Source organism: Clostridium folliculivorans (assembly GCF_024341905.1).
GTDB lineage: Bacteria > Bacillota > Clostridia > Clostridiales > Clostridiaceae > Clostridium_AR > Clostridium_AR folliculivorans.
In genome coordinates, this window is sequence record NZ_BQXY01000004.1 from 265,534 (window position 1) to 280,553 (window position 15,020).

14 protein-coding genes are annotated in these 15,020 nt (G+C 31.1%); 11 read left to right on the forward strand and 3 right to left on the reverse strand.

Annotated features, from left to right (window positions below; all coding sequences use genetic code 11):
- The first annotated feature begins 212 nt into the window (after window positions 1-212).
- Window positions 213-1,391: an MFS transporter gene (locus OCU55_RS14190; protein WP_261852965.1), complete on the forward strand. Its 1,179-nt coding sequence runs from the start codon at window positions 213-215 to the stop codon at window positions 1,389-1,391.
- 151 nt (window positions 1,392-1,542) lie between these two features.
- On the opposite strand, the gene OCU55_RS14195 is transcribed toward OCU55_RS14190, so the two are convergent.
- Window positions 1,543-2,433, reverse strand: coding sequence for a radical SAM protein (locus OCU55_RS14195; RefSeq protein WP_427847057.1), 891 nt, complete (start codon window positions 2,431-2,433; stop codon window positions 1,543-1,545).
- A 293-nt stretch (window positions 2,434-2,726) separates the two neighbouring features.
- Window positions 2,727-3,776, reverse strand: coding sequence for a YkvI family membrane protein (locus OCU55_RS14200; RefSeq protein WP_261852967.1), 1,050 nt, complete (start codon window positions 3,774-3,776; stop codon window positions 2,727-2,729).
- A gap of 302 nt (window positions 3,777-4,078) precedes the next feature.
- Here OCU55_RS14200 and OCU55_RS14205 point away from each other — a divergent pair, with 302 nt between their 5' ends.
- From OCU55_RS14205 to OCU55_RS14225, 5 genes are all read left to right on the forward strand, one after another.
- A complete protein-coding gene (locus OCU55_RS14205) occupies window positions 4,079-5,176 on the forward strand; it encodes a hypothetical protein (RefSeq protein WP_261852968.1) in 1,098 nt (365 codons plus the stop codon).
- Between the two features lie 382 nt (window positions 5,177-5,558).
- Window positions 5,559-6,500 carry a tRNA modification radical SAM protein MnmL/YtqA gene (gene mnmL / locus OCU55_RS14210; protein ID WP_261852969.1) on the forward strand — a complete coding sequence of 314 codons (942 nt, stop codon included), beginning with the start codon at window positions 5,559-5,561 and terminating at the stop codon, window positions 6,498-6,500.
- Between the two features lie 82 nt (window positions 6,501-6,582).
- A complete protein-coding gene (locus OCU55_RS14215; RefSeq protein ID WP_261852970.1) occupies window positions 6,583-7,692 on the forward strand; it encodes an ABC transporter ATP-binding protein in 1,110 nt (369 codons plus the stop codon).
- 12 nt (window positions 7,693-7,704) lie between these two features.
- Entirely contained in the window at window positions 7,705-8,652 is a 948-nt protein-coding gene (locus OCU55_RS14220; protein WP_261852971.1) for a PucR family transcriptional regulator, read from the forward strand.
- Window positions 8,652-9,359, forward strand: coding sequence for a 2-phosphosulfolactate phosphatase family protein (locus tag OCU55_RS14225; RefSeq protein WP_261852972.1), 708 nt, complete (start codon window positions 8,652-8,654; stop codon window positions 9,357-9,359). Before OCU55_RS14220 ends, OCU55_RS14225 begins: the two co-directional genes overlap by 1 nt.
- A 196-nt stretch (window positions 9,360-9,555) precedes the next feature.
- Here OCU55_RS14225 and OCU55_RS14230 read toward each other — a convergent pair whose 3' ends face one another.
- Entirely contained in the window at window positions 9,556-10,731 is a 1,176-nt protein-coding gene (locus tag OCU55_RS14230) for a class I SAM-dependent rRNA methyltransferase (protein WP_261852973.1), read from the reverse strand.
- A gap of 378 nt (window positions 10,732-11,109) precedes the next feature.
- Here OCU55_RS14230 and OCU55_RS14235 point away from each other — a divergent pair, with 378 nt between their 5' ends.
- The 5 genes from OCU55_RS14235 to OCU55_RS14255 all read left to right on the forward strand — a co-directional run bounded on the left by OCU55_RS14235 (window position 11,110) and on the right by OCU55_RS14255 (window position 14,993).
- The gene (locus OCU55_RS14235; protein ID WP_261852974.1) at window positions 11,110-11,973 is read left to right on the forward strand and encodes a sensor histidine kinase; all 864 of its coding nucleotides are present in this window, start codon (window positions 11,110-11,112) and stop codon (window positions 11,971-11,973) included.
- Between the two features lie 122 nt (window positions 11,974-12,095).
- Entirely contained in the window at window positions 12,096-12,587 is a 492-nt protein-coding gene (locus tag OCU55_RS14240) for an NfeD family protein (RefSeq protein ID WP_183279374.1), read from the forward strand.
- Window positions 12,588-12,632: 45 nt separating this feature from the next.
- Window positions 12,633-13,595 (forward strand): flotillin-like protein FloA, encoded by a 963-nt coding sequence (gene floA / locus OCU55_RS14245; protein ID WP_261853085.1) that lies wholly within the window; start codon window positions 12,633-12,635, stop codon window positions 13,593-13,595.
- Between the two features lie 43 nt (window positions 13,596-13,638).
- Window positions 13,639-14,019, forward strand: coding sequence for a hypothetical protein (locus OCU55_RS14250; protein WP_261852975.1), 381 nt, complete (start codon window positions 13,639-13,641; stop codon window positions 14,017-14,019).
- 215 nt (window positions 14,020-14,234) lie between these two features.
- Window positions 14,235-14,993 (forward strand): LytR/AlgR family response regulator transcription factor, encoded by a 759-nt coding sequence (locus OCU55_RS14255; RefSeq protein WP_261852976.1) that lies wholly within the window; start codon window positions 14,235-14,237, stop codon window positions 14,991-14,993.
- Window positions 14,994-15,020 lie beyond the last annotated feature (27 nt).

Here is a 15,020-nt window from a genome sequence, read left to right on the forward strand (position 1 = left end):
AGCAGGTTTCATATTTTGCACTGTATTAATACAATTCATTATTATTTCCATTGTACTTATATATAAGTGTTATATAATTTAACTTGAAAATATCAAAGGTAAATCGATAGTAAATATAGGCTTTTTATATCAGATTTTGAGCTTATATAAAGAAGTAAAATTCATTTATTTAGAGGTTGTTTATATGAAATACTAACAAGGGGGCTGGCTATATGAATCGATCTAATATATTAAGCGTTAAACTTAAATTTCTTTATGTATTTGAATTTGCAGCAATGGCATGTTTTTATCCTTTTTTAACATATTATTTTCAAAACAAAGGATTTAGTTATACTCAAATAGGGATTGCTATGGCAGTTTATTCGATAACAGGGGTTATAACACAACCTATTTGGGGTGTGATTACAGATAAGTATTTGAATAAGAGAACTTCTATTTTGATAACTATGTTTTTTAGCTCTTTAGTTATATATCTTTTTATATTTGTTAATGGCTTTTATTCTATTTTAATTAGTATGATTATTTTATTAATGTTTCAAAGCTCAGTTAATCCATTGTCTGATGCTTATAGTTATGAAATTATAGAGCATAACAAAGATATTCAATACGGAAAAGTAAGACTTATGGGGTCCTTTGGATATGCAGTTGCAGCGCTAACTATTGCACAGGCAGTAAAGCATATAAGTATTAACAGTTCTTTTGTTTTATTCTCCATTACTATGCTTTTAGGGGCCATTATAGTTTGGAGCATTGATTTTAAAAGTAAAACTCATAATAGTAAGATAGATATTAGTGCTATTAAGAAGCTTATGAAGGATAATAGATTTTCAATTTTTATACTTTCAGTAATAATAGTGAATATATCTTTTGGTATTAACGGCAGTTATATCACAGTTTTGATACAAAAAACTGGAGGTGATGTCTCTAAGCTAGGGTTATTATGGTTTGTCCTTGCAATAAGTGAATTGCCTACTTTGTTTTTAGGAAATAAGTTGTTAAACAGGTTCGGAGAGTTAAATTTACTTATGATTGGCCTAGTGTTTTATGTGCTTCGTTATTTTTTAGATTCATTAAGTACGACTTATACTTCTGTTATAATGATTCAAGGTATGCAATGCATTACCTATCCATTGTTCCTGATATCATCGTATCAGTACATGAATAAGATTACTCCAGCGAGAATGAAATCCTCTGTAATGACTTTCTTTGCAGCTGCTTGTGGTATTGGTAATTTTATAGGTAATATAGGAGGAGGAATTCTTTTAGAACATATTAGTATTTTCCTATTGTTTAGGATTATATCGTTTATTTGTGTGATATGCTTGATTATTGTCGTAATACTAAAAAGAATAAATGTACCTATGAAAGAAGAAGTTTATATTAATATATAGAAAAAGTCTTAACTTAATTGGAATCACATATGAGATGTTTCCGATTAAGTTAAGATTTTAATAAGTTCCTTCATCGAAGTGCATAACTTAATAGTTGAAGTTGGAACCTTATAATGCGTAACGATATAAATTTAAGTTTTAATAAATAGTGTTAAATTCCCTCATTTTTAAAGGAAGGGACAAAACTTTTACTACTAGTTCCAGAGTCTTGGATGAAGCCATTTTTAATGCCAATAGATAAGGCATAATCAATAAGTGAATCATAATGATTTGGATTAAGCACTTTATTTATTTCGGGGTGATCAGTTGCTTTATGCATTGGGGTGTATTGATTCATAATACTTATATATACGGAATCTCCGAAAGTTCTATATATGTCGTCAATTATCTTTTTACTATCAAATAAAAGTCCTGGCAGCATAAGATGACGTACTATCACACCTTTAGAAATGATTCCTCTTTCATCAAATTTAGGGGTACCAACCTGCTTAAGCATCTCACCAATAATTGAATTAATGTTCTCCACATACTCATTTACTGCAGAATATTTTAATGCATATTTTTTATTGAAGTATTTGTAATCGGGTAAATACACATCTATATATCCATTTAATGCTTTTATTGTCTCTACTGTGTCATATCCATTTGTATTATAAAGGATCGGTATTGTTAATCCTTTATTCTTTGCTATGCGTATAGCTTCAATTATTTGAGGGACATAATGTGTTGGTGTTACTAAGTTGATATTGTTAGCATTGTTTTCTTGCAACTCCAAAAATATTGTACTTAGTCTGTCTATACTTATTTCTTTACCATTATGTTCTTGACTTATCTCATGATTTTGGCAGAACACACAGCTAAGATTACAATGAGAAAAAAACACTGTACCTGAGCCTTCTTCGCCAGATACACAGGGTTCTTCCCAAAGATGTAGTGCTGCTCTAGCAACCTTAATTTTATCAGTTGCTTTACAAAAACCTATACTTCCACTTAATCTATCAACTTTACATTTTCTATTACAAAGTTCGCAACTTTTTAACATATCTAAATAACTCAAGATAAACACCTCTGATAAATGGTTTAATTTAATAATCAAATAATAACTTATAAATTTCAACAATATTCTTAAGCTTAGTAAAGTCTAAAAATAATGTTATTAAAAGATTATGTCTAAATAATATCATAGATAATAATTTTTATCATTCTTTAATATAGAAGGTTTGTTTGAATTTATTTGAGTATAACGATATATAAGAATTTTTAGATGTAATTCATAATTAAGGGTAAAAGGAAACCAGTGGATTTTTAAAATCTACTGGTTTTATAAGTTGAAGTTTATCTCATTTTTCGAACATAAAAGTAAATGCATTGACTTATAAAAATTAGGCTTAATACACCAAACATAGGATATAAAGTAGATATTAAGTTGGTGAAGCCTACCTGAGAAACTAATATAGCTAGTCCAATAACAACAAATATAGCAGTATCATATTTAATCTTAAGAACTTTATCTATAGTCTTTGAAATTGAAAATACGTCAGATACTTCAGTAGAAAACATCTCTAACCATATTATACTTAGGAGAACTATCTGCAGTGCTCTACCAAATCTATTGGTTATATATAATAATGGTATTTCGTACTGATATATATATGGTTGATTCAGCATTAGCATAAGGTTTATAGCCATACATAATAGAGTTAAGCCTATTGCACCCAAGGAAATTCCTAGTATCATGGTTTTTGTTTTCTTCATTTCTGTACTTAAAGGTACGAGGACGCCTGAGCAGCACAAGATATTATAGCCAGAGTAAAGGATAGTTGATAACCACCAGTTGTTTTTTTGAGCACCAAGACTTTTAAGGTGAGGTATAGTAACTACATCTTTATAGAACACTAGATATAGGATTAGTATAGTTGATATAACTAATATTAATGAAGGTACTATAAAGGAGTTTACTTCTATTAATCCAGAGGTTTCTCTAGTCAAAGCTAATAAAGCGGCTGTAGCCATTATTAAAGTACCTAAAATTTTTGGTATGCCGAAAAATTGGTGCAACAACGCTCCACTACCTGCCAAGATTATAGAAGCAGAAGAAATCAGATAAAGTGTAGTTATTACACCAGTTATTTTACCTAGAAAATTAGGGCTTACTACATTTATGACTTCCCCATACGAATTTAAATTAAATTTAATACTGATTTTAGCAATTATGGAACACATAGCTATGTAGAATAGTCCACAAAAAATAATGCCTATGAAACTTTTATATCCATAAGATGTGAAAAATTGTGTTATCTCTTTTCCAGAAGCTAATCCAGCTCCTACGATTGTGCCTATAAATACTGCAGCTACCTGAAAAACCTTTAAGGCTTCCTTTCTCACGATATCCCTCCATGTATATTATTCATAATAAATATATAGAGATTGTCCACTATTTATTCATAAAAGGTAGAAGAATATTTATATAATAGTTTTTACTTAAATGGAAAAGCTATTTTATATATAGTCACATATATGTATGAATAAATGAGATACATAGATATTTATGGTGATATTAAGAATATTTAAAAGCTTATTTTAAGATGTTGGAAAGGGTTAGTTTTAGTTAAGGATGAACCACTTCGGTCCGAAATCTATTTTAATACGAATTGGTACATCCATATAAATAATAAGGAGTGGAAGTTATGAAAAAAAGAAGGTTGTTTGTAGTATGTATATTAGTTATAGCAACCATATTTGTTGGATGCAAAAAAAGTAGTTCTTCTTCAAGTGGATCTAGTTCAGATAGTCTAGTTAATGAAAAGCAAGCTATAAGAGTTGCAGAAAATTATATGAAGTATCTTTCTAGAAATGATTATGAGAATGCTAGAAAGTTATGTAGCTCAAAGCTTGCCAATAAAACACAGGAACTTCAAGATACAGATTTATCTGTAGTAGATTTTTCGGTAAGTGAGATAAATCAATCGGGTAAAAGCGCAATTATAAAAGCTAAAGTAAATAGATTAAAGCAAGGAGTTCCTAGAGCAGATATAGATACATTTTCAATTAAGGTATCTAAGCAGCAAGGTGATGTATATGAAATAGATGAAGTCAAAGCTGAAACTCTTGTAGAAGCCTTTGTTGAAGGAGAAAGTATTAAGTTAAAGGCTAAGGATGAGCCAAAAGCTAAACTAGTCATTTCTATGAAAGATTTACCTAAAGATATGTACCCAAAAACAAACGAAGCTAACATATTAAAAAAGGAAATACCAGCTAAAGAATTTACTGCTATTAACTTCACTATATCAGGTCAACGTATGGGTATATCTACAAAGGATGGAAATAGATCTTTTGTTGGGGTATTAGAAGTAGAAGATGCGGTACCAACAGCATCATCACAAAGCGGCGGTAGTAGTGGCGGTGGTGAAGGGCAAGATCAAAAACAACAGGAAGACTCTGATAAAAAGCCGTTAGCTAAGAAAGTTAAAGCTGTTGATATTTATGATAATGGAATAGTCCAAAAGATTATGTTTTCTCAAGATGAGAATTATATGGCAGTTCAATATTTAGAAAATAACGTGGCCAATAGACTGAAAGCTTATAGTGTGGCTAGCGGAAGTATGCTTGAAGCTGAGTTTGATAAGATATTTCCAACAGATAAATATGAGCTTGTATTTTCTAAGTTTACTAAAACTGAAATGTTTTTTGAAGTAAAAGGTGTAAGTGGAAGAACTGATGTAAGGCAGGATGTATTAGGTATGTATAAACTTGATTTTAAGGAATTAAAGATAGATAAGGTCTAGAAACTTTTGTATAACATTACTTTTGCTCATTAACATAGGTAAAATTATGAAAGCTTAAGTTATGCATGTTGAAAACTATATATTACTTTTAGCATGCATAACTATAGATGTACCACTTCGAACCGAAATCTATTTTTAAAACTCTCACGGCTTCTGGCGAGAGAATTTAAAAATAATAAGTTTTATTACGAAGTGGTACATCCATAAATAACTAAGGTTAGGTCTATTCTGAATTGTTCTAATAGTTTTTGATTTATAATTGCCTTAAAAGATAGAGCATGTAGTTTTTTGTAGGTATAAATAAACAATTGATGTTGAAGCCTTGTAAGGGGTAGAATATAAGAAGATATAAATTATTTGTTTTTTATGAAAGGTTGATTATATGGAACAAAAGAAAATGTGGGGGAATAAACCTTACCATAGTTTAAATTACTTTCTAAGAGAGAGGTTTGGGGAAAAGATATTTAAGATATCTTTAGATGCGGGGTTTACCTGCCCTAATAGGGATGGAACTATAAGTAAGGGCGGTTGTCTGTTTTGTAGTGAAAGAGGATCAGGAGATTTTGCAGGAGACAGATGCTTCTCTATAACATCTCAATTTAATGATATAAAAAATATGATGCAAAAAAAGTGGAAGAATGGAAAATACATAGCTTATTTTCAAGCATACACAAATACCTATGCACCAATCGAAGTTCTTAGAGAAAAGTACGAAGAAGCTTTGAGGCAAGAGGATGTTGTGGGTATAGCCATTGCCACTAGACCTGATTGCTTAGATGAACAAGTTCTAGATTTATTAGAGGAAATAAGCAAAAAGGTATATCTTTGGGTAGAACTTGGACTTCAAACTGTTAATGATGATACTGCAAAGCTGATAAACAGAGGGTATAAGCTTGATGTGTTTGAACAAGCTATTAAGAGATTGAAGCAAAGATCAATTGATATAGTTGTACATTGTATATTTGGGCTGCCAGGTGAGACGGAGCAAGATATGTTTAAAACTGTTGATTATATTGCTCATAGTGGAGTAAGTGGGGTAAAGTTTCATTTGCTGCACTTGCTTAAAGAAACGCCACTAGTAAGATTATATGAACAAGATAAACTGAAATTTCTTTCTCAAGAGCAATATATCGATATTATATGCAAATCAATTACTATGCTTCCTGAAGATATGGTTATTCATAGATTAACAGGGGATGCACCAAGAGATTCATTAATCGGACCGATGTGGAGTTTGAGAAAATGGGAAATATTGAATGAAATAGATAATACTATGAATCGAAATCATTATTACCAGGGTTTGTACTTTACTACAAATAGCTAAAATTAATTTTGTAATTTCCTCGTATGGAATAAGTGTGATTAAACGCTTACAATTAGAGTATAAAATACAAGGAGGAGTACAAATGGCAAATTTATCATTGAAACATATATACAAAGTATATCAAGGGGATGTCACTGCAGTAAAAGATTTTAATCTTGAGATTGAAGATAAGGAATTTATAGTATTTGTAGGACCATCAGGTTGCGGTAAATCAACCACTTTAAGAATGATAGCAGGTCTTGAGGAAATATCAGACGGAGAACTTTGGATCGGAGACAAAATCGTTAATGATGTTGCACCAAAAGACCGAGATATAGCAATGGTTTTCCAAAGCTATGCATTGTATCCACATATGACTGTATATGATAATATGGCCTTCGGACTAAAATTAAGAAAAGTAGATAAAGCTGAAATAGATAAGAAAGTAAGAGAAGCTGCTAAGAGCCTTGACATAGAGCATTTATTAGATAGAAAACCAAAAGCACTTTCAGGTGGACAAAGACAAAGAGTTGCATTAGGTAGAGCAATAGTTAGAGAACCTAAGGTATTCTTAATGGACGAACCTCTTTCAAACTTAGATGCTAAGTTAAGAGTTCAAATGAGAACTGAAATATCTAAGTTACACAAGAGACTTCAAACTACATTTGTATATGTTACTCATGACCAAACAGAAGCTATGACTATGGGTACAAGAATAGTTGTTATGAGAGATGGACTAGTTCAACAAGTTGCAAGTCCTCAAGAAGTGTATGATCACCCAGCAAACATATTTGTTGCAGGATTCATCGGGTCTCCACAAATGAACTTCTTAGATGCTAAGGTTTCAGAAGAGCAAGGAAAAGTAGCTCTTACTGTAGGAACAGAGAAGATAGTTCTTAACGACCAACAATCATCAGTGTTAAAAAAGAACAATTATGTGGGAAAAGATGTTATAATGGGTATAAGACCAGAACATATTGATGATGACGCAGACTTTATTGCTAGAAATCCAAATGCTATTATAGAAGCAAAAGTAGAAGTTACAGAATTAATGGGTGCTGAAAGTTACATTTACGTATCAAAAGACGGAAACAACATGACAATAAGAGTAAATGGAAGCACTAAACTTGAAACTGGTGATAAAGGTAAATTTGCAATAGAAGTTGATAAAATACACGTATTTGATAAGGAAACAGAATTAACAGTTTTATAGGAGGGCTATAATATGTACAATTTCAAAGACTATCTTGCTAGATTGAGTGAAAATAGTGGTGTGGAGTTCAAACTTTCATTAGATGATAATACGATATTATTTAATTCAATAATATCAGTTGATGGGGCACTGCTATTAGAAAAAGAGCTTTGGCTTGGAGCACAAAAGGCTAAGCTTGCAATCAGCAAAAGCTTTGAAATGTGCATACCTCTGCTAAAGTATTCTATTGAAACTAAGTATAGAGAAATATTCTCTATGAGAGAACAACTTGTTATTAATATGTTGGAAGGAAAGGGTGTTTCTTCAGAATCTTTATATAATGCATTGCCCTTTCTATCCAATAGATGTACACTGTTTCTTATATCTTTAAACAAAAATAGATATGATGCTCTTAATGTTATAAAAGAATCCTATGATGATGAAAATATAATTAGTATGATTTATAAAGATCATATAGTTATTTTAGGAAATTTTGAGGATGAATTAGAGCATGCAAATAGTATGAAAGACTCTATTCTTTCAGACATATATACAAAGTGTTATATCAGTTATAGCTCTTTTAGTGGTGGAGCCGATGATATAAAAAATGCATTTAATGATGCATCATTGTATATAACTCTTAGTAAGAAATATGACTTGAAAGAAACAGTACATGATTCAGACAAACTTATTTTAGAAAAGGTAATCTATAATATAAATGACAACATGAAGGAAGAGCTGTTTGCTAAATTTAAAGATAAGTTTTCTAAATTTGATTCTGAAATCATAAGTACCATAGAGGAATTTGCTAATTGCGGGCTTAATATCAGTGAAGCGGCTAAAAAGTTATATATACATAGAAATACTCTTATATATAGATTAGATAAAATATATAAAGATAGTGGATATGATATAAGAAACTTTAAAGAAGCCTCAATATTTATAATAGCTTTCTTTATCTGGAAGGAGAGAAGAGCTTAATGAATGTAGATGTTATTGTTTCTGCTGATGATATAAGACCAGAACTTATAGAAAATAAAACTGTTGTAGTTATTGATATGCTTAGAGCAACCTCTGTAATTACCACTGCTTTAGCTAATGGAGCTAAGAGGGTAATACCAGTTCTAACGGTTGAAGAGTCATTTAAGATAGCTGAGAGTCTTAAAGAGAATGTCATCTTAGGTGGTGAAAGAAGAGCCGTTAAAATAGAGGGGTTTAATATGTCTAACTCTCCTTTAGAATATACTAGGGACGAGGTAGAAAACAAAACTGTAATACTATCAACTACAAACGGAACTAAAGCCATAAACAACTGTGTTCTAGCCGATAAGATATATATAGGTTGTATGTTAAATGCTAAAGCTATATCAGAAAAGCTAAAGGAAGAAGATAAAGATGTGGTTTTTGTTAATGCAGGTACCTTAGGTAGATTTTCTATAGATGATTTTATATGCTCAGGATATATGATAAAATGCCTTTCGGAGAATGGAGATTACTCGCTTACTGATGTGGCTTTTACAGCAAGATATATCTATGAAAACAACAATAATGTATTAGACTACATAAAAAATGCTAGGCATTATGAAGTATTGAAGTCACTAGAGTTAGAAGCTGACATTCAATACTGTGCAAAGAAAGATTTGTTTTCTATAGTGCCAGAATACAAGAATGGTGAAATTACAATTTAATAAGTTGAGAATCATAGAGCTTTCATTAATTGGTGAAGCTCTTTTTTACTTTTTTTCATCCTATTAGGCAAATCTTATATGGTATAGATATATTATAAGCAAGGTTATAAAGTGTAATATCCTACAAATTACAAAATAAGCTTTCAAAGCTTATTGATTGATGATAAGCCCTGAAAGCTGTATTTTTATATGATAATTAAATTACCTGAAATATAAAGAACTTTAAGTAGTAGCTTTCATCTGAGCTCCATAGTATAGGATGATCTGCAGATTGAGTTCTAAATTCTACTTGTCTTAGTTGTCTTTTTGCATCTCTAGCAGCTTCTTCAATAGTTTTCTTTAAAAGTTCTTCACTCATATAATGTGAGCATGAACAAGTTACTAGGAAGCCACCTTCTCTTACCATCTTTAAGCCCCTAAGGTTGATTTCTTTATAACCTCTTTTAGCCCCATTAACTGTGTTCTTTGACTTAGTAAATGCCGGTGGATCAAGTATAACAACATCAAACTTTCTGTCTTCTTTAGCCCATTTTGGAAGTATATCGAAGGCATTATGACATTCGAATTTAACTACATCAGAGAGGCCATTAAGCTCAGAATTCTTTGTGGCAAAATCAACTGCATGCTGAGATACATCTATTCCTAGAACTGACTTAGCACCTGCTACTCCTGCATTTAGAGCAAAGGAACCTGTGTGAGTAAAGCAGTCTAGAACTTCAGCATCCTTGCATATTCTATGAATAGCTTTTCTATTTTCTTTTTGATCTAAGAAGAAACCAGTCTTTTGACCATTTTCTAAATCAACTAAGTATTTTACTCCGTTTTCTGTGATTTGAACCATTGTATCAAATGGCTCAGTCAAGAAGCCTTTCTTTTGCTCTAAGCCTTCGATTTCTCTAGTACCTATGTCGCTTCTTTCATAGATTCCTTTAGCACCAAAATCTTCAGTAAGAACATTAACTATTAGGTCTCTATATTTATCCATACCTAAAGTAGATATTTGAATTACATAATAATCTTCAAACTTGTCTATAGTAAGTCCAGGAAGAAAATCTGCTTCTCCAAACACAAATCTACAACTAGAAGTATCTATTACTTTTTCTCTATAACTCCATGCGGTATTTAATCTTTTTCTGAAGAAGTTTATATCTATTTCTTCATTTATATCTTTGGTCATTAATCTTATAGTAATCTTACTTCTATCATTTATATAACCTTTTCCTATAAATTCACTTCTATCATTGTAAACTTCAACGATATCTCCATTTTCATAATCTCCATCGTATTCATTTATTTCATCTATGTATATCCAAGGACGTCCAGCTGATAGCTTTTTGTTTGCTATTTTATGTAAATAAAACTTACTACTCATATTTCCACTCCTTATGTAACCGTGAAGTTACAATTAATTATTAATCTGCTGATATAATGAAATATAGTTATGTTATTTCATATAATCCTCTAAGATTATAACACATACAATATATTTTATTCATATTTTATTTTACATAATTGATATAAATATATAATTGTTAATACAATAAATATTTTTGGAATTTTTGTTGGTGTTTCTTAGAGGGAAGAGAAATGTTAAAGCACAAGGTTTCTTAAGAAGTGATATTTTACATCTTAGTATAGGTTGTAAAAAGAGGGGTAACTCTAAAATTAAAACTATAAATTGGATTATAATCAAAAATATGGTATGATATTATTAGGAAGATTATGTGTAGAAGGGTTGAGTATACCTATAATGAAGTTAAATAAGTTTAGATTTAGCCTAGGAAAAACATTATTAATTTTAGCTTTAATGAATGTTATACAAGTTATGCTTATGATTTTTCTCCTTATATTTAATAAAGGGAGTAACATAATAGAAAATAGTACAACCAAAATCTACATAATAGCTATAATAATAGCTATGAACAGTTTAGTGTCGGTATTTAGCTTTTATTCCATACTGTTCAGAAGAGGAGAACGTGGATTGGTTGAGTCTATGAGAAACTTGGAACAGTTGAATAGGACTCTTAGGGAACAAAGGCATGATTATTTAAATCATATACAAATAATATACGGGCTCATGGAATTAGGTGAATTTGAAGAAGCTAAAAATTATATGGAACCGGTATACAAAGACATAATAAAGCTTAGTAAGGCACTTAAAACTTCAGAACCAGCTATAAATGCCTTACTTCAAGCAAAGCTTCAGATGGCTGAACAAAAAGATATAGCGGTGGAGATAGAAGTTAAGACTGAGCTTAAGAGACTTCCTATAAAGGCATGGGAGATATGTAGGGTGTTAGGAAATCTTGTTGATAATTCCATATATGCTCTTCAACTTAAAGATAGTAGCAGGTTTTTGTTTATAGAACTTACTGAGACTGTTAATAATTATAAGTTTACAGTAATGAATAATGGACCCAAGATATCAGAAGATAGTTTGTCATCTATATTTAGCGAAGGGTTTACTACCAAAGGTAATGAAGGTAATGGGATGGGACTATTTATAGTAAAAGAAATACTAGGCAGCTGTGGTGGCGACATAAAAGTAGAATCAAATAATGATAGAACAGTATTTTATTTTACCATTCCTAAAGTGGACGAGAAAAGTACTTAGATAAAATAACAATATAAAAAGACACTTTAGCAGTAAAAATGTATATTATATGGACTTTCTATTATAAGATCCAAATAGAGTTTGTATAATATGATTAAAGGATGATGAAGGGAGGAAAGTAAATGGATTTATTTTCAGCATTTTCAGCATTAACTATTATTCTTTTAATCATAGGTTTTATACTAGTAGGAATTGAAATGGTTGTTCCAGGGTTTGGACTTCCTGGTATAGCGGGTTCTATATGTCTTATAATAGCAGTATTCATTACAGTGAGGTCCTTTGTTGAAGCACTTATAATGATTGTTGGAATAGTAGCGATACTAGGAATACTATTAGCTGTGGTACTAAACTCATTTACAAAAGGAAAGCTTTTTAAACCACTGATATTGACTGAAGAACAGCATAAAAATAAGGGATATATAAGCTCAAATGACTTAGATTATTTGCTTTATAAAACTGGATTAACTATAACAGATTTAAGACCTGCGGGAGCAGCTGATTTTGATGGAGTTAAATTTGACGTCGTCGCAGATGGAGAATATATATCTAAAGATACTAAGGTTGAAATATTTAAAGTTCAAGGTTCAAGACTTGTTGTTAGAAAAATAAAATAATTTATATCAAGGAGGATTATCATGGGAGACGCTTTTGCGATTAGAATGATTATTAGTATTGTAATTATTGTTTTTGTAGTTGGAACATTTTTCACTTTCGTTCCACTAGGATTATGGGTGTCATCACTAGCTGCAAATGTAAGGGTTAGTGTATTTAATTTAGTAGGTATGAGGCTTAGGAGAGTTGTGCCAAGCAGAATAGTTTTACCTCTTATTAAAGCTACTAAGGCGGGACTTACTATCAACGTAAATCAATTAGAAGCACATTATCTTGCTGGAGGAAATGTAGATAAGGTTGTAGATGCACTTATAGCTGCACATAGAGCTGATATTGATCTTCACTTTGAGAAGGCTGCAGCAATAGACCTTGCAGGTAGAGATGTATTAGAGGCTGTTAAGATGAGTGTTAACCCTAAAGTAATAGAAACACCAAATGTTTCTGCTGTTGCTAAGGATGGTATAGAATTATTAGTTAAAGCTAGAGTTACTGTTAGAACTAATTTGGAAAGACTTGTTGGTGGTGCTGGTGAGGCTACAATTCTTGCCAGAGTAGGTGAAGGTATAGTAACTAATGTAGGTTCATCAGAAAGTCATAAGCTAGTTCTTGAAAATCCAGATGCTATTTCTCAAACTGTTCTAAATAAAGGATTAGATGCAGGTACTGCATTTGAAATACTTTCAATAGATATTGCGGATGTAGATGTAGGAAGAAATATAGGTGCACATCTTCAAACTCTTCAGGCAGAAGCTGATAAGAATATAGCTCAAGCTAAAGCAGAAGAAAGAAGAGCTATGGCTGTAGCAAAAGAACAAGAAATGAGGGCTACAGTAGTTGAAGCTGAATCAGAAGTTCCAAGAGCAATGGCTCAAGCACTTAGAGAAGGTAAACTAGGAATAATGGATTACTATGATATGCAAAACTTGATAGCAGATACAAGAATGAGATCATCGATATCTGATTCAGGCCAAAAGAAAAAAGAGATAAAGAATAATAAAGAAAATCAATAATTAAATTATTATTTTCTATTAAGTCCATAAAGGAGTGATTGGTTTGGATTTAAAGGATATTATATCTGATATTATGGACAATATAACTGACAGCGAAGATTTTAGAGGTATAAGTAGCTCTTTTAAGAAGTATAAGCAATTAGTGACAACTGGTATGAGTGAAGGTTATGCAGCTGATTCAAAATATTCTCAGGATGTAAATAATAAAACTAATGTAGAAAACAATGTTGTCCAAAGAGATTCATATGGCGAGATTTTAAAATCTAATGAAGTGGATATAAATCCGATAGAAGGGGAAAAAGGTCAAATAACAGGAATTTCCGGGGAAATAACTCCTTCTAAGTTAAAAGAGGCTATAATACTTTCTGAAATAATAAATAAACCGGTTTGTAAGAGAAGTAGAAGAGGATTTAGAAGAGTTTAATATTTATAGATGTACCACTTCATTATTGGATTCATATTTTCAAAAACTCCGCTAGGAACTCAGAGTAGTTTAGAAAATAGTTTTAACATTGGAGTGGTACATCCATATTCATCTGAGCAGATAAGCTACTTCAGTCCTTAGACTACAAATAAAGATTTGGATGAACATACGAATATTTATTTGGATGAATTTCAATATGAAGTGGTTTTATCTATATGGAAAGGTGCAGATCAATTATGAAGGTGCTAATAGTAGATGATGAAAAAGGAATGAGATTAGTAATAAGAAAAGTAGTGGAAAAAGTTCAAGGTTTTGAAATTATAGGTGAAGCTGGAGAAGGAGAACTTGCCATTAGTATTTTTGAAGAGAAGAGACCGGAAATAGTTTTTCTAGATGTGGAGATGCCTGATTGTAACGGAATTGAACTTGCCAGGAAGATATCAGATATTAATCCTAAGACTATTATCATATTTGCAACAGCACATTCGCAATATATGTCTGATGCCTTTCAAGTATATGCTTTTGATTACTTAGTTAAGCCTTTTAAGATTGAAAGGCTTAATCAGACTTTGGATAGAATCAAAAATCTAAGTGAGCCATCGCCGAGTTATGGAATTGATAAGATAATAAAGCATGAAAAGGGCTTAGAGAAACTTATGATTAAGAGCAAAGAAGGGGTTAGTTTCATTGACTCTAAAGAGATTGTTCTTGTACAGAGAGAAGAAAATAGTACAGTTATCTATACGAAATCTGATAATTTTATAACCTCAGCAACTCTTTCAGAAATCGAAGAGAAATTAGATAAAGCTCAATTTTTTAGAAGTCATAAGTCTTATATAATAAATCTATCATTAATTTCAAAAATTTATCCTTATGGAAGATGGACATATATAGTGAAACTAAAAGATACCGATAAGGATGCTTTGTTAACTCATGAAAAATATGAAGATATAAAAAAAATATTTAGTTTATAAAAATGGTTTAAGTAAGGAGTGCAACAC